Source organism: Synechococcus sp. SynAce01, from assembly GCF_001885215.1.
GTDB lineage: Bacteria > Cyanobacteriota > Cyanobacteriia > PCC-6307 > Cyanobiaceae > Regnicoccus > Regnicoccus frigidus.
Genome location: NZ_CP018091.1, coordinates 585,451 through 604,513, shown reverse-complemented (window position 1 = coordinate 604,513; position 19,063 = coordinate 585,451). Strand labels below are relative to the sequence as shown.

Here is a 19,063-nt window from a genome sequence, read left to right as displayed (position 1 = left end):
ATTTAATCTAGAAAGGGAGCAACACTGCCAAGGAGAGTGCCAACCCTGGCGCTCAGAGCGCTGCAGCAGGCAGGAACGGGTAGGCAGCCACCAGCAGTTCCCAGCTCTGCTGGCTGAACACGTTGGCTCCGGGTAAGCGGGCCATCAGCAGCAACAGGCAGATGCCGAACAGGTAGAGGATCGACCAGCGAAACAACCCTTTGGCGGCCATGGGGTCTTCCGGGGCCTGGGCCAAGGAGCGTGACATCTGCAGCAGCCTGGAATTGAATGGCAGCAGCAGCAGCCCGTAGAGCAGTCCACCAGTGGGCAAGGCCAGCACTCCGAAGCCACTGATCAGGGCCGTGGCCCTGGCGTAATGGCCGATCGCCCGGGTGGTGTGGGCGGCACCTTTGATCACCGGCAACATCGGAATGCCCACCGAGCGGTAATCCTCCGCAAGCAACAGGGCCAAGGCCCAGAAATGGGCCGGTGTCCAGAGCATCACCAGGCTGAACAGCCACCAACCACCCAGACCCACATGCCCACTGGCAGCGGCCGCTCCCACCAGGGGCGGAATCGCACCGGCGACGCCACCGATGACGATGTTCTGGGTGGTGCGGGGTTTGAGCAGGGCTGTGTAGAGCAGCACATAGCTGCATAGCCCGAGCAACGAGAGAGCGGCCGCCAGGCTGTTCACCCCGACGATCAACAGCAGCGACGAGGCCAGGGTGAGGGCGACCGCCGCCCAGAAGGCCGTGGTGGAAGAAAGCCGACCGGAGGGCAGGGCACGGCCACTGGTGCGCCCCATCCGGCCATCGAGATTCTCTTCCCAGAGGCAGTTGAAAACGCCGGCAGCGGCAGCGGCCAGGGCGCCACCGCCCAGGGTGCAGGCCAGGGTTGAGGTGGGTAATGGCCAGCCTTCGGAGAGGGCCATGCCGCCGAGGGTGGTGGCCAGCAGCAGGGGAATCAGCCGAGGTTTGGCGATTTCCAGCCAGGCGGGCAGGCGCGCCTTGGCTGGAGCGGCTACCGGCCTGTCCACGCCCAACGGGGGGGGCGAAGGGGCCGTGGTCACACTGGCGCTAACCATGGGAGGTCTGCATACGAGGGGATCGGCCGAGGTCGGCGCTGGGAAGGCTGGATCGCCAGGTCCGCATCGCCAGGGCGGCGAGTACGGCCACAAGCAAAGCTGCCGTGATCTGGTGCCCCACGGTGATCAGGGGCACGGCCAGGGCGAGGCGAAGGGTGAACACGCCAAGCAGAACTTGCAAGGTCACGAGCATCACGGCTGCTGCTGCGAGCGGCCACTGTCGCCGAAGCGAACCGCGCAGCAGGATTGGTACCAGGCTCAGCGCAATCACCGCTGTGGCCACAGGCGTGGCGAGCTGGCGATGGAGGGCTAACCACTGGCAGGCTTCTCCGCTGGCAAGGCAACGGCCTGAAGCCCATTGGCTGGCCATCAGGGCTCCTGAGATGGCCTGGATGAACACAGCCAAACCAGCTGAGGCGGGGGCCATCCACCAGGCCGCTGGCCAGCCAGGCCGAACACTGCTTGTTGGTGGCTGGAGCGAAGAGGCTGGTTCGGGACGGAAGGCCAAGCCCTGATGGATTGCGCTGAGCAGGGCCACCAGCACCAGGGCCGTGGCCAGGTGAGCCGTGACCAGGTCGAATCGCAGCAGCTGGGTCACCGTCAGGGCACCGAGGGCGCCCTGGAAAGCCACCAGCAGAAGGGCCGTGCCGCTGGCCCATGGCAGCCAAGCAGGCAGCGAGGACCGCTTCAGCAAACTGATCACGAGCAAGACCAGCAAACCGATGCCGACCAGAAAGGCATCAAGGCGGTGAAACCATTCGAGGAACACCTTCAGATTCATCTGGCCACCAGGCAGGAAGCTGCCATAGCAGAGCGGCCAGTCGGGGCAGGCCAAGCCGGCTTGCATCACCCGGGTGGCGCCACCGATGCCGACAAGCGCCACCAGGGCCACCACCAAATGGGATGTGAGAAAGAGCATTCCAGGCACCATGCCAGCCAAACTAGCGATCAAGCTTCACCCTGAAGTCCGTTGCCTGGACTGGGCTCTACAGGGGCAGCCCCTGTGTGGAATCGCGCACTTGGATCGGAGTTGATAAGTGGTTTGCGCCAATGGCCCTTGCCGGATCCTCGATCCCCATAAGGTGGGAATCCAGCGACATGCGGTCCGTGCCCATACCCTCCGCCATTCTCACCTTGGTGGTGGGCATGATCCTCGTCTTGGCAGGGCTTTGGGTTGGCCAGAATATCAACCTCCTGCCAGCAGCCGCCAGTTCGAACGCCCCTTTGTATGACGAACTCTTCGCCGTACTTTTCACGATCGGCACAATCCTTTTTCTAGGAATTCTTGGCCTGTTGATCTTCAGCCTGGTGCGTTTCAGGCGGCGGGATGGTGATTCTGGTGATGGTGTGGCTGTGGAAGGAAATCTTCAGCTTGAAATCTTCTGGACCGCCATCCCCGCAATCGTGGTGTTGTTTGTCGGCATCTACAGCTACGACATCTATGACCGGATGGGCGGCATGATCCCCCTCGCCGATCCCCATTCCATGCATGGGACGATGGACTCTCCAGTCGCTCAAGCCAGTGTCCGGTCATCAGAAGGAGAGGCTGGAACCCCCCGCCTCTGGGGAGGAATCGGTGCTGCTTCTGGTGGAAGCATCGGCGTCTTGCCTGTCGATGTAACGGCTCTTCAGTTCGCCTTCCTTTTCCATTACCCCGAAGGCGACTTCATCAGCGGCGAACTTCACGTCAAAAGCGGCCAGACGGTGGAGTTGCGGATGGAGGCGCGCGATGTGATCCATGCCTTCTGGGTGCCTGAGTTCCGCCTGAAGCAGGACGTGATCCCCGGGCAGCCAACCGTGTTGACCTTTACCCCCACCCTGCCGGGCCGGTATCCGATCATCTGCGCCGAACTCTGCGGCCCGTACCACGGCGGGATGCGTTCCACCGTGGTGGTCCACGAGCCGGAGGCCTTCGATCGTTGGCTGGATTCCAACCTTCCGGCAACGGTGGCCTCGGCAGCCGGAGCTCCCACCGGCTGAGGTCGGCTCCAGAGCGTTTTTGATTCCCTTCAACCCCATGCCCCCCTGGCGATGACCCTGGCTTTCCCCCCCCAGACTTCCCAACCGCAAAGCCTCCCTCCGGGGTTACAGCCGCAAGGCTGGCTTCGTTATCTCAGCTTCAGCCTCGATCACAAAGTGATCGGTCTGCAATACATGGTGACCGGGTTCTTTTTCTATCTGGTGGGAGGCGCCCTGGCCGGCGTGATTCGGGTGGAATTGTTGAGTCCGATATCCGATTTTGTTCCCAGGGAAACCTACAACGAAATGCTCACCCTGCATGGCACGGTGATGATTTTTTTGTGGATCGTGCCTGTGGTGAATGGAGCCTTCGGTAATTATCTGATTCCTTTTTATGTAGGAGCCCGGGACATGGCGTTTCCCCGGCTCAATGCGGTGGCTTTCTGGATGATTCCACCGGCTGGTTTTTTGCTGATTGCCAGTTACTTCATTGCCGGTGCGGCCCAGTCCGGTTGGACGGCCTATCCGCCGCTCAGCCTCACCACTCCCGCTGCCGGCCAAGTGGTTTGGATCTTGAGTGTGTTGCTCCTGGGCGGTAGTTCCATTTTTGGGGGCATCAACTTCATTGCCACCATCTTGAAGCTGCGTCGCCCGGGGCTGAAGATGATGCAACTGCCCATGTACTGCTGGGCGATGCTGGGCACCAGTTTCCTTGTGGTTCTCGCCACACCGGTGCTAGCAGGAACGCTGGTGTTGCTCAGTTTCGACATCATCGCCCACACCGGATTCTTCAACCCGGCCTTGGGAGGCAATGCGGTGGTGTATCAACACCTTTTCTGGTTCTATTCCCACCCGGCGGTTTACATCATGGTTCTTCCGGCCTTTGGGCTGGTCAGTGAAATTCTGCCGGTTCATGCCCGCAAGCCCCTGTTCGGCTACACCACGATGGTGTACTCCATTCTTGGGATTGTTTTCCTCGGCTTGATCGTCTGGGCCCATCACATGTTCACCAGCGGTACGCCCCCCTGGATGCGCCTGTTTTTCACGATTGCCACGGCCTTCATCGCCGTACCAACCGGCATCAAATTCTTTAACTGGCTCGCCACACTTTGGGGCGGCAAAATCGCACTGAACAGCGCCATGTTGTTCAGCTGTGCCTTCATCGTTCACTTCGTTTTCGGTGGCATCACCGGGGTGGCACTGGCCCAGGTCCCCTTCGATATTCATGTCCACGACACCTACTTCGTTGTCGGGCATTTTCACTACATCGTCTATGGCGGAACCGTCTTCGTCGTGTTTGGATCGATTTATCACTGGTTCCCCAAGTTCACGGGCCGGATGCTGAACGAACACCTGGGCCGCCTGCACTTTGCGCTCACCTTCATTGGTTTCAACCTCTGCTTTGCCCCCCAGCACTGGCTTGGCCTCAATGGCATGCCCCGCCGCGTGGCTGAGTACGACCCGCAGTTCACCATGTTGAACCAGGTCAGCAGTGTGGGAGCCCTGCTGATGGCGATCAGCACCCTTCCATTCCTAATCAATGTGGCCTGGAGTGCCTTCGCCGGCCCGGTGGCTGGTGACAACCCCTGGAGGGCGTTGACTCCGGAATGGTTGACCAGTTCTCCTCCACCGGTGGAGAACTGGATCGGCCCTGCGCCGTTGGTGACCCACCCCTACGGCTACGGCGTCGCTGAAGACCAGATCGACCTCAAGTCCACCACGGGCCAACAGCTCTGGTCTCGGGGTCGATGATCCAGGGGCTTGCCCCACCTCGCTGCTTCCCCGATTGTCGATTCGCCCAGACCCACACCATGGCCGCCCTGACACCCCGCCCCGAACCGTCATCAAGTGCTGCCGCTGTGGCGACAGAAACCTTGACCTCCGCAACCGTTGCTGCCAGCATCGTTGAGTCCCCAGCTTCACTGCCCGCTGAGGAGGACGAGGAAGGCCATCGCGACGTGCGCATGTTCGGCCTGACCACTTTCCTGGTGGCCGATGGAATGACCTTCGCCGGATTCTTTGCCGCTTACCTCACGTTTCGGGCGGTGAATCCCCTGCCACTGGGAGCGATCTACGAACTGGAACTGGTGTTGCCCACGATCAACACCGCCCTGCTTGTGGCGAGCAGTTTCACGTTCCACCGTGCCGCCAGCGAACTGAAGCAGGACAGGCCATCTGCCTTCCGCCGCTGGCTGCTGCTGACGGCGGCCCTTGGGGTGGCCTTCCTGGCTGGTCAGATGGTCGAATATTTTTCACTGCCCTTCGGCCTCACCGACAACCTCTACGCCAGCACCTTTTATGCCCTCACGGGTTTCCACGGGCTGCACGTGTCCCTGGGCGCCATGATGATCCTGATTGTCTGGTGGCAGGCACGCAAGCCGGGTCACTTCACACCTGAGCACCATTTCGGCGTCGAAGCAGCCGAACTCTATTGGCACTTCGTGGATGTGATCTGGTTGATTCTCTTCGGCATCCTCTATATCCTTTAATCCTGTCAGCGGCTTCTCCGGGACGCTGAGGTCCTGCATAGCTCCCCATCCACCGAGCAGTCATCTGCTTCGAGACCGGCCTAAAGTCAGGCCATCGCGTTGGACGCCATCATCCCGCCCCACCCATTCCAGAAGGAAAATTCTTGCTGGAGTTAAGAGCCTTGGTAGAGGGAAAAGCCTTGCTGGACTGAAAAGCGATGCTTGTGGGAAAGGCCCTGCTTGAGAAGGCGAGAACCCTCAGCAGTTGTTCAGAAGATGAGATTGCCAGAGCCTGTGGCTATGTCAGCCCAGGTGGGCGTCTACTGAAGAAGGGTTTCTACCGGGCCTTGGTGGAAGCCAAGGGTTACCGTCTCGGCGGCAACAACGCCCAGGCAAGCCATGGCCAGGGCAGTGGCAGCAAGGGACGCCAGGCTGAATTCCGCACCCGGGTGCATGGCAATGGCAACTTGATGATCGGCAACGCCTACACCCGCCGCATGGGGCTCGAGCCCGGCCAGGAGTTTCAGATCCAGATCCACGCGGAAACCGGTTCGATCTGGTTGCTCCCCCTCAACGACGAGCCGGAACTGCCCTAACCGGCCTTTCGCTTCGCTGTTGCCAGTGCCAATCAGGTCCTGGGGTTGGCTTCGTTGGTTTCGCGTAGGGCGGATGGGGCTGAGTCTTTGCCATCTCCAGGACCATGGAGATGGGCACTGAAGGCGAGCAGGTCGATGCCGCTGAACAGGAAGCTCACGCCAACGAGCACGCCGATCACTGAGAGCTGACTCCAGAACTTCATCGTCAGGATCAAGACGCCGAGCAGCAGGGTGATCAGGCCGTTGGCCAGTCCCCAGCCCCGACCCACGGCCTGCTTGTGGCTGGCGGCAACAGCAATGGCCACCAAGCCCTCGATCACAAAGACCACCCCGATCGCCAAGGCCAGCGAAGCTACCTGGGAAGCCGCATTGCCAAGGCCGCCACGGAATTGGCTGATCATCCAGGCGCCGGTGACCAGGAACAGGGTCGAGACCACCAGCCGAGCGAAGGCATGCCGGCGGCTCAGATGCCTGGCGCGGTAGAGGTTGTCGACGAGGCCGACGATCCCTCCCACCAGAAAGGCGAGCGCCACAACGGCCGTGACCCAGAAGGAGGCCACCACCGGAAAGATCAGGGCCAGGCTGCCGAGCACGATCATCACGATCCCCTCGGCGATGGTGAAGGTGCGCAGGGCGGCGATCGGTGCGTGCTCCCCCGTCATGCTCATCGATCCCGAACAATCACGGCTTCAACGCTAGGCCCAGCCGTGTTCGGCCAGCCATGAGCCATCGATCCCGGCCATGGGCGGCGGAGTTCCCCCGCCTGGGGCGCTTGTTGCCGCCAGCAACCGCTCGGTGTATTTGGCCAGCAGGTCGGCCTCCAGATTGACCGCATCGCCCACCCGGCGCTGTCGCAATGTGGTGCTGGTCCAGGTGAGCGGGATCACGGCGATCCAGAACCGCTCCCCGGCCCCGCTGGATCCCGCCACCGTCAAGCTGATGCCATCGACGGCCACGCTGGCCTTGTCGCAGATGTAGCGGCCATAGGCCGGATCCTGCCATTGCAGCTCCAGCCTCCAGGAGGCCGGTTGCTGGCTGATGGCGACCACATGGGCGAGCCCGTCGACATGGCCGCTGACCAGGTGACCACCGAGCCGGTCGGCGAGGCGCAGGGCCGGCTCGAGATTCACCGGCGCGCCCGCAGCCGCCTTGGTGGCCAGGGTGCTGCGGTTGAGGGTCTCCTCGCTGACATCGGCGCGGAAGCCATCGCTGTGCAGTTCAGCAACGGTCAGGCAGACGCCGTCGACAGCGACGCTGTCGCCCAGGGCAATGGCGAAGTGACGGCCCAGCCCCTCCACCAGCACGCCTTTGGGCTGGCGCCGCAATCGCCCCACGGCCTGGACCAACCCTGTGAACATCGTCGGCCTGGAGCTCCTGCCCATAATGGACAACGGTCAGGCGCAGCAAGGCCATGGTGGAAATGCGCGTTCTCGGCATCGCCCTCGACGCGGCCAGTCGCAGCCCGATCGTGCTGCTCCGCGATCCCTGCGGCCGGCGCCAGGTGCCGATCTGGATCGACCAGGCCCAGGCCCAGAACATCCTGGCCGGCCTGGGAGGCGAGCCACCCCCCCGCCCGCTCAGCCACGATCTGATGGCCACCCTGCTGGCGGCCGGTGGTTTGCGGCTGGAGCGGGTGATCATCCATGCCATCGAAGACAGCACCTTCCGCGCCGTTCTCAAACTCACCTCGCCCGCTGGTGAGCCCACTGAGATCGACTGCCGCCCCAGCGATGCCATCGCCCTGGCCCTGCGCACCTCCTCCAGCATCTGGATGCTGGAGGAGGTGGTGGCCGATGCCTCGATCCCGGTCGATGCCGAGGCCGATGCGGAGGATCAGGAGGATTTTCGCCGCTTTCTCGATCAGCTCAGCCCGGCCGAACTGATCCGCAATGTCCGCCTTGCCCAGCGCCAGGCGGATGGCAAGCCCGAGCCCGGTGGCGATCCGGAGGAGCCCGGCCCTCCCCCTCCAACGGCGCCCCCTGGCGACCCGTCCGGTGCCCCCCGCTGAGCAAGCGCCCGCCCGGCGGCCCTTTGGCCGAGGGCCGGCTGTCTCGCTGTTCACGTTGGGCACAATGCGGGCGGTTGATTCCGCCGCTCAGATGGAGCGGGTGCTGGCCGCCGCCTTCGCCTGCGGCATCAACCATCTCGAAACCGCACCCGCCTACGGACCGGCCGAGGCCTACCTGGGCGAGGCGATGGCCAAGCTGGCGCTCCGCCGCGACCAGCTGGTGATCACCAGCAAGATCCTGCCTGGTGTGGGCCTGATCGAAGGCCGCCAGCAGCTGCGGGCCTGCCTCAGGCGCCTGGGGGTGGAGCGGCTCGACAACCTGGCGGTGCATGGCCTCAACCGGCCCGAGCATCTCGACTGGGCCCTAGAGGGGGAGGGCAAGGAGCTGCTCGACTGGGCGATCAGCGAAGGGCTGGTGGGCCAACTGGGCTTCAGCAGCCATGGCAGCAGCGGACTGATCGAAGCGGCCCTGGGCAGCGGTTGCTTCGGTTTCTGCAGCCTTCATCTCCATCTCTTTGATCAGGAGCGCCTGCCCTTGGCCCGCCGGGCCCTCGCCGCCGGCCTTGGCGTGATGGCGATCTCCCCTGCAGACAAGGGCGGGCGTCTCTACGACCCACCGCCGGAACTCAGCGCCGACTGCGCCCCTTTGGCTCCCCTGGAGCTGGCCTATCGCTTTTTGATCAGCGAAGGGATCAGCACCCTCAGCCTCGGGGCCGCCCAGCCAGGTGATCTGGCCTGGGCCGAGCGTCTCGCCGCCGCCGATGGCACGCGCACACGGCTTGAAACGGAGGCTCTCGAACGGCTTGCCGCCGCGGCGGCCCGGCGCCTCGGCCCAGGCCGTTGCGGCCAGTGCCGCGCCTGCCTGCCCTGCCCGCAGGCCGTGCCGATTCCCGAACTGCTGCGCCTGCGCAACCTGGCGCTCGGCCATGGCATGGAGGCTTTTGCCACCGAGCGCTACAACCTGATCGGCCGGGCGGGCCACTGGTGGGAACAGCTCGATGCCAGGGCCTGTGAGCGTTGCGGCGCCTGCCTGCCCCGCTGTCCCCATGGCCTGGCGATTCCTGATCTGCTCGCCCACACCCACGCCCTGCTGGCGGCACCACCGCGGCGCCGGCTCTGGGGCTAGGGGTTCAGGCGTGGGTTGCGCTCAAGCCGGAGCGGCCTGGTCCCAGAGCGTCTGGTAGCGGGCACGCGCTTCGCCCCTGAGCGGGGAGAGGCTGTTGCAGTTGGCCAGCACCGCCGGCTCCGGGTACAGGAGCGAGGCGATGGGTTGGGGCCAGCTCTGCAAAGCTGCAGCCAGGGCCTGGCGCTGCAGCGGTGGCACCCAACCCGCAGCCAGCAGCCGGCTGAGCAGGGCGGGCTCGCGAGCTTGTTGAAGCCAGGCCAAGGGCGCCGGTTCGCGGCTGCGGGCCGGCCGCAGCAGCAGGTTCCACCACAGCGGTGAGCCACTGGCCGGCAGCAGGGCCGTCAGGCGCAGATCACTGCGCAGCAAAGGCAAAAGCCGCTGACTGGCCACCACGGCCGCTTCAGCCTTGCCCCGCAACAGCAGGTTGAGGCCATCGCGTTCATCGAAGGCCAGGGCCTGGCCGCGCAACCGGCGCAGCTGGGGCAGCAAGCGCGGATCAGCCAGGGCGCCCTCGTCTTGGCTGGCCAGGCCCAGTTGGCGCAGGCAGAGCTCAATCACCACCCGGGGGCTGGAGGGCAGCACGAGCAGGCCCTTGAGGCTGGCATCCAGGAGCAGAGACCAGCCCTCGGCGCGGCGTTCGGCCAGGTCCTGACGGTTGCGCAGCACCAACCACCAGGTGCCGAAGGCCCAGGGATAGGCGATCGGTGCAGCGGCCGGATCGCCGAACAGATGGCTGATCGGCCCTGCGAAGGGGGCCAGATCGGCAAACAGCCTGGTGGCCTCGGGGGTGTCAGGCGGAGCAAAGGGCTGCAGCTGCTCGCCGCTGAGATCGCCAATCCACCCCTCCGGCCACTGCAGCAGATCGGCGCTGGAGAGCTGGCTGAGCAGCTCGCCGGGCCCCTCCTTGGCCTCGCCGCGCCAGGGATCCGGCAACCGCTTCAACCAGGCCGCTGGCATCTGACCGCTGCTGTAGAGCAGCTGGGCTGAGCTCGGCCTGGCGCAGGAGCCCATCAGGCCGAGCCCACCGATGGCGCCCCAGCGCAGCAGCTGGCGGCGGCTGAGCCTGAGCTGGGAGGGGGGCAGCACCTGCATGGCCTGGACCCTAGGAGCAGCCCTGCAGCTGTTCGCAGGCCAGATCACAGGCTTCAGCGAGGGCCTCTGGCCGGCGGCCGCTCAGTTCCCAGAGGAGGGCCAGCCCGCCGGCACCCACCCCCTCCTTGACATAGCCACGCTCGTAGTCGCGAAGGGGGGCGCTGCGGCAGCCACCGAAACGCAGGCTGCTGGCAAAGGCCAGGGGCTCCACCTGCCAGCGATCGCCGATTCGCTTCAGCAACAGCTCCAGGTCGCTGCTCGCCTCCCCCGCCACCCAGGCGGTGGTGGCCAGGGCGGCCAGGCCCGCCAGTTGCGGCCGCAGGCCAGCTGGTGCCAAGGCAAGCGCCAGCGCCAGCACCGCCGCCATCTGGCTGCCGCCGGCGAGCAGCACCGGCAGCCCGCCCTCGGCGGCGGCCAGCAGCACACCGGCGGCCAGCGGCTGCATCGGATCCCCCACCGCGGCCACCACCGCCAGGGGATCGGCTCCGCCGGCTTTGGCCTGGTCCCAGAGACCAGCGGCGCGCAGGCCCCGCTCCACCAAGGCGCCTTTCAAGCCATGGGCCGGCTGTTTGAGGCTGCCGCTTACCAGCCCGGCGGCCCCGATGCCCAGGCCGCAGAGCAGCGCCTGGGCCGTGCTGGTTCCGCCCGGAACACATTCCGCCAACAGCAGCGGGGGCGGTGTGCCGCGCTGGCGTCCCCAGCGTTGGCCCCAGCGCCGGCCCAGGGCCAGCAGACCCCTGACCCTCTCGGGGGCCATGGCGGCCCCCGTGCTCAGGCAGCGGGCTGGCGCTTCGGCCAGTTGCAGGTGGGCAACGGCCGGTGCGACCGGGCAGCCCAGGTCCACCACCAGGGTGAGGAGCGCCAATTCCTTGCGCACCACGTGGGAGATCAAGGCGGGGCTGACGCCTGCCGGCAGTGGCGGCAGGGCATGGGGGCGGTGACCGCCCGGTCCAAGCAGCAATAACTCCGCATCGGCGGCGGCGGTCCAGCGCCGGGAGGCCGCCGTCGCCCCGGCGGCGGAGATGCCGGGAACCTCGGCAGTCTCGGTGCCGGCCAGCAGCAGCAGCAGCAGGCTATTGGGAGCGCCCAGCCGAACGTGCGTTGCCCAGATCTCTGCCGCTCCGCCGCCGGGGTCGTGCTCAGAGCGGATCAAGGCTCACCAGGGCCCGCAATTGTGATGGCGGCTCCGTGATCGGCGCCTGGAGCCGCGGAAAGATCCAGTACGCCACGGCATGCAGGGCCAGCACATAGATCAGGTTCTGAACCAGCACCAGCAGCACCGCCATGATCTGAACCTGCTGCAGATCCGGGGCGACGCCCAGTTGCAGCACCCCGCTCAGCCGCTCCAGCAGGGCCGCAGCCGCAGCGGTGATCAACACCCAGAGATTTTCGCCAAGCAACAGGGAGAGCACCGCCACCCGCACCAGAAAACCGGCGCTGCCGATCAGCAGGCCCACTCCCCAGGTGAGCCACCAGCTCCTCGAATGGCTCCAGCCCCAGCCCAGCCAGAGCGCCAGCAAGCCGTAGGGAAACAGCACCAAGGGCCCGCGGATCGGGCCCATCAGGGCGACCAGCAGCAGCGCTGCCACAGCCGTGCCCTCCCAACCGCAGCGCCAGCCCTGGCGCAGTTGCAGCAAGGCCAGGGGCAACGGCAGGGCCAGTCGGAACAGGGCTCCACCCACCGGCAGGTAATAGAGGCCGGCCCAGAGCAGGGCGGTGGCGGCGGCCAGGTAGGCCGTTTCAACCAGCTTCAGGGCCTGGCGCCGGCTCAGATTGCGGGAGGACGGGTCCATGGTTGCGGATCACCGGGGGGCCGGTGCGGCTGAGCTGGTTGCTGCTTGGCCCGGGCCTGATGGCTTGGCTTCGGCGCCAGCTTGGGGGATCCGCTCGATCGTTTCCACTTCAAATCGGACCCCCGCCTTGCGTAGGGCGGCGGTCACCGCTTCAGCGGGGGCGGCCGGATCGACCCCGCTCAGTTGGATGGTGATGCGATAAGGCATGGCTCCGGCCACGGGTTTGGCCGGTGTTGCCGGGGCCGGTGTTGCCGTCGGCGCGGTGGTTGTGGCCGTTGTTGTTGCTGGGGTCGTTGGCCCCGGGGTTGCTGGACTGGCCGGGGTTTCCGCTGTTGCGGGGGGAGCCGGGGTTGGGGCCGGCGGTGTGGCCGGGGAGGCTGGCGACTCGAAGCCAGCCGCCAGCTGTTCAGCGACGGGGTTGCCGCTGCAACCGCCCATGAGCAGGGCGAGCGTCAGCGCGCTGCTCAGCATCGGCGCGCGCGGGGCCGGCATCAACTCGAGGCGGCCTTGATGATCCGCACCGCACTGGCCCGGGGGCGGCCTGTCTTGCTGGCGGGGAGTTTGGCGGGTTTGGCGCCGGCTTTGTCCGTTTTGGTTGCTGCCGCTTTGGTGGTCGTCGGCTTGGCGTCAGCGGCTTTCTTGGCGGTGGCAGGCTTGCGGGCCTTGGCCTTGGCTTTGCCTGTGGCGGCCTTGGCCGCCAACAGGGCAACCGCTTCCTCGATGGTGATCGTGTCTGCCGTGCTGCCTTCGGGCAGCGACGCGTTCACCTTGCCCTGCTTCACATACAGCCCGTAGGGGCCGTCGAACACCCCGATCGACTCTCCTTCGCCGCCCGGGCTGCCGAGATCCTTCAAGGCGGTGCGGCCGCCGCGACCCTTCTTGGGAATGGCGAGCAGCTCGATCGCCCGGGGCAGGGCCACCAGGAGCACGTCGTCTTCGGCCTTGAGCGAGCGGTAATCCTTCTCGCCTTTGCCCTTGTCATGAACGATGTAAGGGCCGAAGCGGCCCAGTCCTGCCTGCACCTTGCCGCCATCGGGGTGTTCGCCCAGCAGCCGGGGCAGGCGCAGCAGCCCGAGGGCGGCCTCAAGGCTGAGGTCTTCAGGCTTGAGGCCCTTGGGCAGGGAAGCCCGCTTCGGCTTGAGGTTCTCCTCACCCACCTCGCCCCGTTGCAGGTAGGGGCCGTACTGCCCGAACAGCAGATAAATGGCCTCGCCTGATTCGGGATCGACGCCAATGCTCTCAGGCCCTTCGGTCTTCTGTTTGAGGATCAGCTCGGCGTGCTCGGTATCGAGATCGCCGGGGGTGATTTCGATCGGCAGGGTGGCCTTGATCAGTTCTTCGCTTCCGTCTTCAGCCACGCGCTTGGCTTCCAGATAGGCCCCGAACCGGCCGATCCGCACCACACAGGGCAGACCTTCCATGGCGATGGTCCGCGACGCGGTGGGGTCGATGTCGCCCTCGCGCTGCTGCACCAGGGTCTCAAGCCCCTGGTCTCCTTTGAAGAAGTTGTTCAGGTAAGGGAGCCATTGCTCCTTGCCAGTCGAGATCTCATCAAGGCTGGTTTCCATCCGGGCCGTGAAGCGGGTGTCCACCAGATCCGGGAAGTGCTCCTCCAGCAGCGCGGTCACCGCAAAAGCGGTGAAGCTGGGGGTGAGCGAGTTGTTCGCGAGCGTGGCGTAACCGCGATCAACGATGGTGCCGATGATGCTGGCGTAGGTGGAAGGCCGGCCAATCCCTTCTTTCTCCAACATCTTGACCAGCGCGGCTTCGCTGTAGCGCGCTGGAGGCTGGGTCTGGTGGCCGAGGGCATCGACCTGCTTGCAAGCGGGGGTATCGCCCACAACGAGGGCCGGCAGCAGCACCTCCTGGCCTTCGAGGGCGGCATCAGGGTCGTCGCTGCCTTCCACATAGGCGCGGAAGAAGCCGGCAAAATCAATGCGCTTGCCGCCGGCCCGGAAACGGGCTTCACCCACCTGCAGCTCCACGCTGAGCATGGTCAGGCGGGCGTCGGCCATCTGACTGGCCACCGTGCGCTTCCAGATCAGCTCGTAGAGCGAGAGATCCTTGCCATCGAGCCCGGTGTCCTTGGGCGTGCGGAAGCGGTCACCGGCCGGACGGATCGCCTCATGGGCTTCCTGGGCATTGCGGCTCTTGGTGGTGAACTGGCGGGGGGCCGGGGAGAGGTAGTCCTGGCCATATTTATCAGCCACGCAACTGCGGGCCGCCGTGATCGCCTGATCGGAGAGGTGCACCGAGTCGGTGCGCATGTAGGTGATGAAGCCCCGCTCGTAGAGCCCCTGGGCCGTGCGCATTGTGTCGCGGGCCGAGAGCCGCAACTTGCGATTGGACTCCTGCTGCAGGGTGCTGGTGGTGAAGGGAGGAACCGGCTTGCGCACGGTTGGTTTTTCCTCCACGTCCGTCACCGTCCAGGGCAGGGAGCGGAGCGTGGCCTGGAGGTTCAGGGCCTCGCTTTCGGCCAGCAGGCGCACCTTGCTGCCTGCTTTGAGTGCGCCGGTGGTTTCATCGAAATCGCTGCCGCCGGCGATCCGTTCCCCCTTGACGTGGGTCAGCTTGGCTTCAAAGCCGGCCGTGCCTTTGGCGAGCTGGGCCTTGAGGTCCCAGTAGCTGCCGCTGCGGAAGGCCCGCCGGGCCCGCTCACGCTGCACCAGCAGCCGCACCGCCACCGATTGCACCCGGCCGGCCGAGAGCCCCCAGGCCACCTTCTTCCAGAGCAGTGGCGAGAGGGTGTAGCCCACCAGCCGATCCAGGATCCGCCGGGTCTCCTGGGCATGGACGAGCTCCATGTCGAGTTCGCGGGTCTGGTCCAAGGCCCGGCCAATCGCTTCCTTGGTGATCTCGTGGAAGACCATCCGCTTGACGGGAACCTTCGGCGAGAGGAGTTGGAGCAGGTGCCAGCTGATGCTCTCCCCCTCCCGGTCTTCGTCTGTGGCCAGCAACACACGCTCGGCGCCCTTGAGAGCGTCCTTGAGCTCCTTGACAATCTTCTTTTTGTCCTTCGGCACCACATAGAGCGGTTCGAAGTCTTTGGTTGTGTTGACGCCGAGGTTGGCCCACTTCTCGCCCTTGTAGGCCGCCGGAATCTCGCTGGCGTTGTTGGGGAGATCGCGCACGTGCCCCATCGACGCTTCGACACGAAAATCCTTCGGCAGGAAGCCGCGGATGGTTCGCGCCTTTGTGGGGCTCTCGACGATGACCAGGGTGTGCGCCACAGGCAGGCGTTAAACCGCTCCCCTCTTTATCGCATCGGCGGGCCGGGCTGCGCCTGAAGTCAGCCGAACGCCGCTACAGTCCGCTGCAACAGGCGGTCTTTTTGCAGCTTTGACCTACCCGCTCGACGCCCCTTCCACCTTGCTCGCCGAGTTGGGTTCTGCCGCCACCTCCGCCCCTGGTTTGGGCGTCACGGCTCTTCAGCTCAATGCCGGTGCGATTGCACCGGAGAGCGCCGTTCTGGTGGCCTTGCTCCTCTGCTTGCTGGTTGATTTGGCCGGCGAAAAGGCCGCCAGCCGTTGGGTGCCATCGATCTGTTATGCGGGCCTGGGCACGTCTCTGGTGCTTCTGGCGCTGCAGTGGGATGCCCCGGTCGAGCCATCCTTTTTAGGCTCGTTCCTGGCGGACAACCTGGCGGTGGCCTTCCGCGCCGTGGTCGCCGCCTCCACCTTGCTTTCGCTGTTGATCAGTTGGCGCTATGTGGAGCAGAGCGGCACGCCCGTGGGGGAGTACGCGGCGATTTTGTTGGCCGCCACCCTCGGGGCCATGTTCCTGTGCGGTGCCACTGATCTGGTCAGCATCTTTGTGGCCCTGGAAACTCTCTCGGTGTCGAGCTACCTGCTCTCGGGCTACATGAAGCGGGATGCCCGCTCCGGCGAGGCCGCACTGAAATATCTGTTGGTGGGTTCCTCCGCAGCCGCCGTTTTCCTCTACGGAGCTTCGCTGCTCTATGGCCTCACCGGTGGCTCCACCAGCCTGGAGGCTGTTGGCCTGGCCCTGCAGACCAGCGCCACCCCCGTCACGGCCCTCGCCCTGGTGTTTGTTCTGGCCACGGTGGCGTTCAAGATCGCCGCTGTGCCATTTCACCAGTGGACCCCGGACGTCTACGAGGGCTCGCCGACGCCGGTGGTCGCGTTTCTTTCGGTGGGCTCGAAAACAGCAGGCTTTGCCTTGGCCCTACGTTTGCTGGTCGGTTGTTTCGACAGCTTTGATGCCCAGTGGAAGGTGCTGTTCACCGTGCTGGCCATCCTCAGCATGACCCTGGGCAATGTGGTGGCGCTGGCTCAGACTTCGATGAAGCGCATGCTGGCCTACAGCTCGATCGGCCAGGCCGGCTTCGTGATGATCGGGCTGGTCTGTGGAACAGAGGAAGGCTTCGCCGCCATGGTGCTGTATCTGGCCGCCTATCTGTTCATGAATCTGGGCGCCTTCGCCTGCATCATCCTGTTCTCGTTGCGCACGGGCAGTGATCGCATCTCCGACTATGCTGGTCTGTATCAGAAAGATCCGCTGATCACCTTGGGGTTGAGCCTTTGTTTGCTCTCGCTTGGTGGCATTCCGCCGATGCTGGGTTTCTTCGGCAAGATCTACCTCTTCTTCGCCGGCTGGGCTGATCATCAATATCTGCTTGTCGTCGTCGGTCTGATTACTTCTGTGGTCTCGATCTACTACTACATTTCCGTGATCAAGATGATGGTGGTGAAAGAGCCTCAGGAAGCCTCTGATGTGGTCAAGGCCTATCCGGCGATCACCTGGAATCTCGCTGGGATGCAGCCGCTGCGGGCTGCCCTGGTGGCCTGCGTGTTGATCACGGCTGTGGGCGGTGTGCTCTCCAATCCCCTCTTCAACTGGGCCAATGGGGCCGTCGCCGGTACGCCGATGCTGCAGAAGGCGATCGCACTCGGTTCGGCCACTGTTGCTGCCCTGGGATGACCACTACCGCCCGGCTCCGGTCCACCACGGACCGCCAATTGGAGCCGGTGGCCCAACTCAGCCACATCAGCAAGGTCTACGGATCCGGCGATACCGAGGTTCGCGCCCTCGACGATCTCAGCTTGACCGTGGAATCCGGTGACTACCTGGCTGTGATGGGGGCTTCGGGATCAGGTAAAAGCACGGCGATGAACATCATCGGTTGCCTGGATCGGCCCACCAGCGGCAGCTACCTGCTCAGCGGCACCCCGGTTCAGGATCTCTCTGACGACGAATTGGCCGACCTGCGCAACCGCCGGCTGGGCTTCGTCTTTCAGCAGTTCCACCTGCTGCCCAACATGAGCGCCATGGACAACGTGATGTTGCCGATGGTCTACGCCGGCTTGCCCGCTCGCCAACGGCGAGAGCGGGGTCAAGAGGCGCTCGAGCGCGTGGGCCTCGGGCACCGGCTCGAGAACAAGCCGAATGAACTCTCCGGCGGGCAGCAGCAGCGGGTGGCGATCGCCCGGGCGATCATCAACCAGCCTGCCTTGCTGCTAGCCGACGAACCGACTGGCGCCCTTGATTCCCACACCACCCAGGAAGTGCTGGCCATCTTCGATGAACTGCATGATCAAGGTATGACCGTGGTGATGGTCACCCACGAAGACGACGTGGCCGCCAGGGCTGGGCGAATTGTCCACTTCCGCGATGGCCGTGTGGCTGATTGAGCCGCTGCTTGCCGGGCCCGCCGTAGGCGGCGTCAGCCTGCTGCCGCCGGGCTGCTCTTCGGCTTTGGCAGAGCTTGGGGCCGCTCCAGGCTCTCCAGCAGTTGGCCCATCAGCAAAGCGATGGCGTCGCTGCCTGCGGCGAGGTTCCGGCCCGGATCCAGTTCGCCAGGATCCACAGCCACCCAACCTCCGTTCTCGGGCTGGCGCAGCTCGAAGTGCAGATGCGGGCCTGTGCTCAGACCGGTGCTGCCCACGCGGCCAATCACCGTGCCCTGCTCCACCCATTCCCCTTCTTTGACGAACAGCTCGGAAAGGTGGCCGTAGAGCGTGCGGCGTTTGGGGCTCTGGTGCTCCAGTTCGACGGCCAGGCCGTAGCCGCCGGCCAGGCCGCTGCTGACCACCCGGCCGCTCAGGGCTGCCACCACCGGGGTGCCTTCAGGAGCGGCCAGGTCGCGGCCGGCATGCATCAACCAGCTGCCCAGCACCGGGTGCAGGCGCCAACCGAAATCACTGCTGGTGACAGCTGAACCGATCAGGGGAAACAGCAGGCTGCGGTTGCCGTTGCCAGCCAGGGGGGCCGGCCTCGGGGTCACCCGGAAAACATCGGTGAGTCGGAAGCTGCCCCCGGCTCCAGTCAACAGGGCTGAAACGGGCACGGTCAGCGGGGGTAACGGGGTGAGGCCCGCAACGGCACCGCCACCAGCGAAGCCACCTCCAGCAAAGCCGCTGCCCGTTTCATCGCCACTTCCGGCAGCCAACGGTCCGGAGCCACCGGGCCAGCGCACCTGAACGCCGCGGCATTCGCTGGCGGAGAGGGCCCCGGCCGCGCAGGCCTTGCGGTGAGCCAGGGGGGCACTGGGTTGGAGGACGCCAGCCGAACGGACTCTGGCCCGCTCGGCTGGACTGACGGTTCGATCTCTGACCAGTTGATCGAGGTCCAGTTGATCGAGGGCCCGGTCGAAGGACTGGGGTTTCGCCTGCCTCAGCTGGGCTGGATCTGGGCGACGTGGAGCCGGTGGAATGCCGGCTGGGAGCCGCAGGGATGGGCTGCCTGCACCCTGCTTCAGGCTGCCTGGCGGCGTCATGGCCGATGGGGCCGCCGTTGCGGGGGTTGCCCGGGAGGGCGTAGGGGCTGAAGGTTCTGTCGCCGTCGGTGCAGGGCTCTGGGATTCCGTTCCCGCTTGGCCTGCACCGCTTGGCTCGCCGAGCTGAGCAAAGGCCAACGGCGTGACCATCGTCGAGACCAGGCCCAGCAGCAGGCCAGGCAGGTGTCGGTAAGGCTGGCGATGCAAGGGAAGCCGCTG

At 65.3% G+C, this 19,063-nt stretch carries 18 protein-coding genes; 8 read left to right on the top strand and 10 right to left on the bottom strand.

Annotation, left to right across the window (positions count from 1 at the left end; all coding sequences use genetic code 11):
* Positions 1 to 52: 52 nt before the first annotated feature.
* Positions 53 to 1,066 carry a heme o synthase gene (locus BM449_RS03155; RefSeq protein ID WP_083544365.1) on the bottom strand — a complete coding sequence of 338 codons (1,014 nt, stop codon included), beginning with the start codon at positions 1,064 to 1,066 and terminating at the stop codon, positions 53 to 55.
* On the bottom strand, positions 1,059 to 1,997 hold the full coding sequence (locus BM449_RS03150; RefSeq protein ID WP_071800030.1) for a COX15/CtaA family protein: 939 nt from the start codon (positions 1,995 to 1,997) through the stop codon (positions 1,059 to 1,061). Before BM449_RS03150 ends, BM449_RS03155 begins: the two co-directional genes overlap by 8 nt.
* A gap of 176 nt (positions 1,998 to 2,173) precedes the next feature.
* Between BM449_RS03150 and BM449_RS03145 the strand changes: the two genes are divergently transcribed.
* The 4 genes from BM449_RS03145 (at position 2,174) to BM449_RS03130 (ending at position 6,089) form a co-directional block, all read left to right on the top strand.
* Entirely contained in the window at positions 2,174 to 3,046 is an 873-nt protein-coding gene (locus BM449_RS03145) for a cytochrome c oxidase subunit II (RefSeq protein ID WP_071800029.1), read from the top strand.
* Positions 3,047 to 3,097: 51 nt separating this feature from the next.
* A complete protein-coding gene (ctaD, locus tag BM449_RS03140; RefSeq protein ID WP_071800028.1) occupies positions 3,098 to 4,777 on the top strand; it encodes a cytochrome c oxidase subunit I in 1,680 nt (559 codons plus the stop codon).
* Between the two features lie 212 nt (positions 4,778 to 4,989).
* The gene (locus BM449_RS03135; RefSeq protein WP_233831230.1) at positions 4,990 to 5,514 is read left to right on the top strand and encodes a cytochrome c oxidase subunit 3; all 525 of its coding nucleotides are present in this window, start codon (positions 4,990 to 4,992) and stop codon (positions 5,512 to 5,514) included.
* Between the two features lie 197 nt (positions 5,515 to 5,711).
* Positions 5,712 to 6,089 (top strand): AbrB family transcriptional regulator, encoded by a 378-nt coding sequence (locus BM449_RS03130; protein ID WP_071800027.1) that lies wholly within the window; start codon positions 5,712 to 5,714, stop codon positions 6,087 to 6,089.
* A 32-nt stretch (positions 6,090 to 6,121) separates the two neighbouring features.
* On the opposite strand, the gene BM449_RS03125 is transcribed toward BM449_RS03130, so the two are convergent.
* Together BM449_RS03125 and BM449_RS03120 are read right to left on the bottom strand one after the other, a co-directional pair.
* Complete coding sequence (locus tag BM449_RS03125; RefSeq protein WP_083544604.1) at positions 6,122 to 6,751, bottom strand: DUF308 domain-containing protein; 630 nt, start codon at positions 6,749 to 6,751, stop codon at positions 6,122 to 6,124.
* A 33-nt stretch (positions 6,752 to 6,784) separates the two neighbouring features.
* Positions 6,785 to 7,447 carry a riboflavin synthase gene (locus BM449_RS03120; RefSeq protein WP_071800025.1) on the bottom strand — a complete coding sequence of 221 codons (663 nt, stop codon included), beginning with the start codon at positions 7,445 to 7,447 and terminating at the stop codon, positions 6,785 to 6,787.
* Between the two features lie 53 nt (positions 7,448 to 7,500).
* Here BM449_RS03120 and BM449_RS03115 point away from each other — a divergent pair, with 53 nt between their 5' ends.
* Together BM449_RS03115 and BM449_RS03110 are read left to right on the top strand one after the other, a co-directional pair.
* On the top strand, positions 7,501 to 8,097 hold the full coding sequence (locus BM449_RS03115; RefSeq protein WP_071800024.1) for a bifunctional nuclease family protein: 597 nt from the start codon (positions 7,501 to 7,503) through the stop codon (positions 8,095 to 8,097).
* Positions 8,098 to 8,161: 64 nt separating this feature from the next.
* Positions 8,162 to 9,223 carry an aldo/keto reductase gene (locus BM449_RS03110; protein WP_083544603.1) on the top strand — a complete coding sequence of 354 codons (1,062 nt, stop codon included), beginning with the start codon at positions 8,162 to 8,164 and terminating at the stop codon, positions 9,221 to 9,223.
* Positions 9,224 to 9,244: 21 nt separating this feature from the next.
* Here the strand turns inward: BM449_RS03110 and BM449_RS03105 are convergent, their stop codons facing one another.
* The 5 genes from BM449_RS03105 to topA are packed head-to-tail and all read right to left on the bottom strand — an operon-like array spanning position 9,245 to position 15,338.
* Positions 9,245 to 10,315 carry a hypothetical protein gene (locus BM449_RS03105; RefSeq protein ID WP_071800022.1) on the bottom strand — a complete coding sequence of 357 codons (1,071 nt, stop codon included), beginning with the start codon at positions 10,313 to 10,315 and terminating at the stop codon, positions 9,245 to 9,247.
* Positions 10,316 to 10,325: 10 nt separating this feature from the next.
* Positions 10,326 to 11,468, bottom strand: a complete 1,143-nt coding sequence (locus BM449_RS03100; RefSeq protein WP_311134027.1) for a nicotinate-nucleotide--dimethylbenzimidazole phosphoribosyltransferase — start codon at positions 11,466 to 11,468, stop codon at positions 10,326 to 10,328.
* Complete coding sequence (locus BM449_RS03095) at positions 11,455 to 12,108, bottom strand: DUF2232 domain-containing protein (RefSeq protein ID WP_071800021.1); 654 nt, start codon at positions 12,106 to 12,108, stop codon at positions 11,455 to 11,457. Before BM449_RS03095 ends, BM449_RS03100 begins: the two co-directional genes overlap by 14 nt.
* Before the next feature lie 9 nt (positions 12,109 to 12,117).
* Positions 12,118 to 12,600, bottom strand: a complete 483-nt coding sequence (locus BM449_RS03090; RefSeq protein WP_233831013.1) for a hypothetical protein — start codon at positions 12,598 to 12,600, stop codon at positions 12,118 to 12,120.
* The gene (topA, locus tag BM449_RS03085; protein WP_071800020.1) at positions 12,600 to 15,338 is read right to left on the bottom strand and encodes a type I DNA topoisomerase; all 2,739 of its coding nucleotides are present in this window, start codon (positions 15,336 to 15,338) and stop codon (positions 12,600 to 12,602) included. The genes BM449_RS03090 and topA overlap by 1 nt, the downstream gene beginning before the upstream one ends.
* Before the next feature lie 151 nt (positions 15,339 to 15,489).
* Here topA and BM449_RS03080 point away from each other — a divergent pair, with 151 nt between their 5' ends.
* Both BM449_RS03080 and BM449_RS03075 read left to right on the top strand, forming a co-directional pair.
* A complete protein-coding gene (locus BM449_RS03080; RefSeq protein WP_269466087.1) occupies positions 15,490 to 17,049 on the top strand; it encodes an NAD(P)H-quinone oxidoreductase subunit N in 1,560 nt (519 codons plus the stop codon).
* Entirely contained in the window at positions 17,046 to 17,759 is a 714-nt protein-coding gene (locus tag BM449_RS03075; protein WP_071800019.1) for an ABC transporter ATP-binding protein, read from the top strand. Before BM449_RS03080 ends, BM449_RS03075 begins: the two co-directional genes overlap by 4 nt.
* A 32-nt stretch (positions 17,760 to 17,791) precedes the next feature.
* Here BM449_RS03075 and BM449_RS03070 read toward each other — a convergent pair whose 3' ends face one another.
* Positions 17,792 to 19,051: a M23 family metallopeptidase gene (locus BM449_RS03070; protein WP_071800018.1), complete on the bottom strand. Its 1,260-nt coding sequence runs from the start codon at positions 19,049 to 19,051 to the stop codon at positions 17,792 to 17,794.
* Between the last annotated feature and the right edge of the window lie 12 nt (positions 19,052 to 19,063).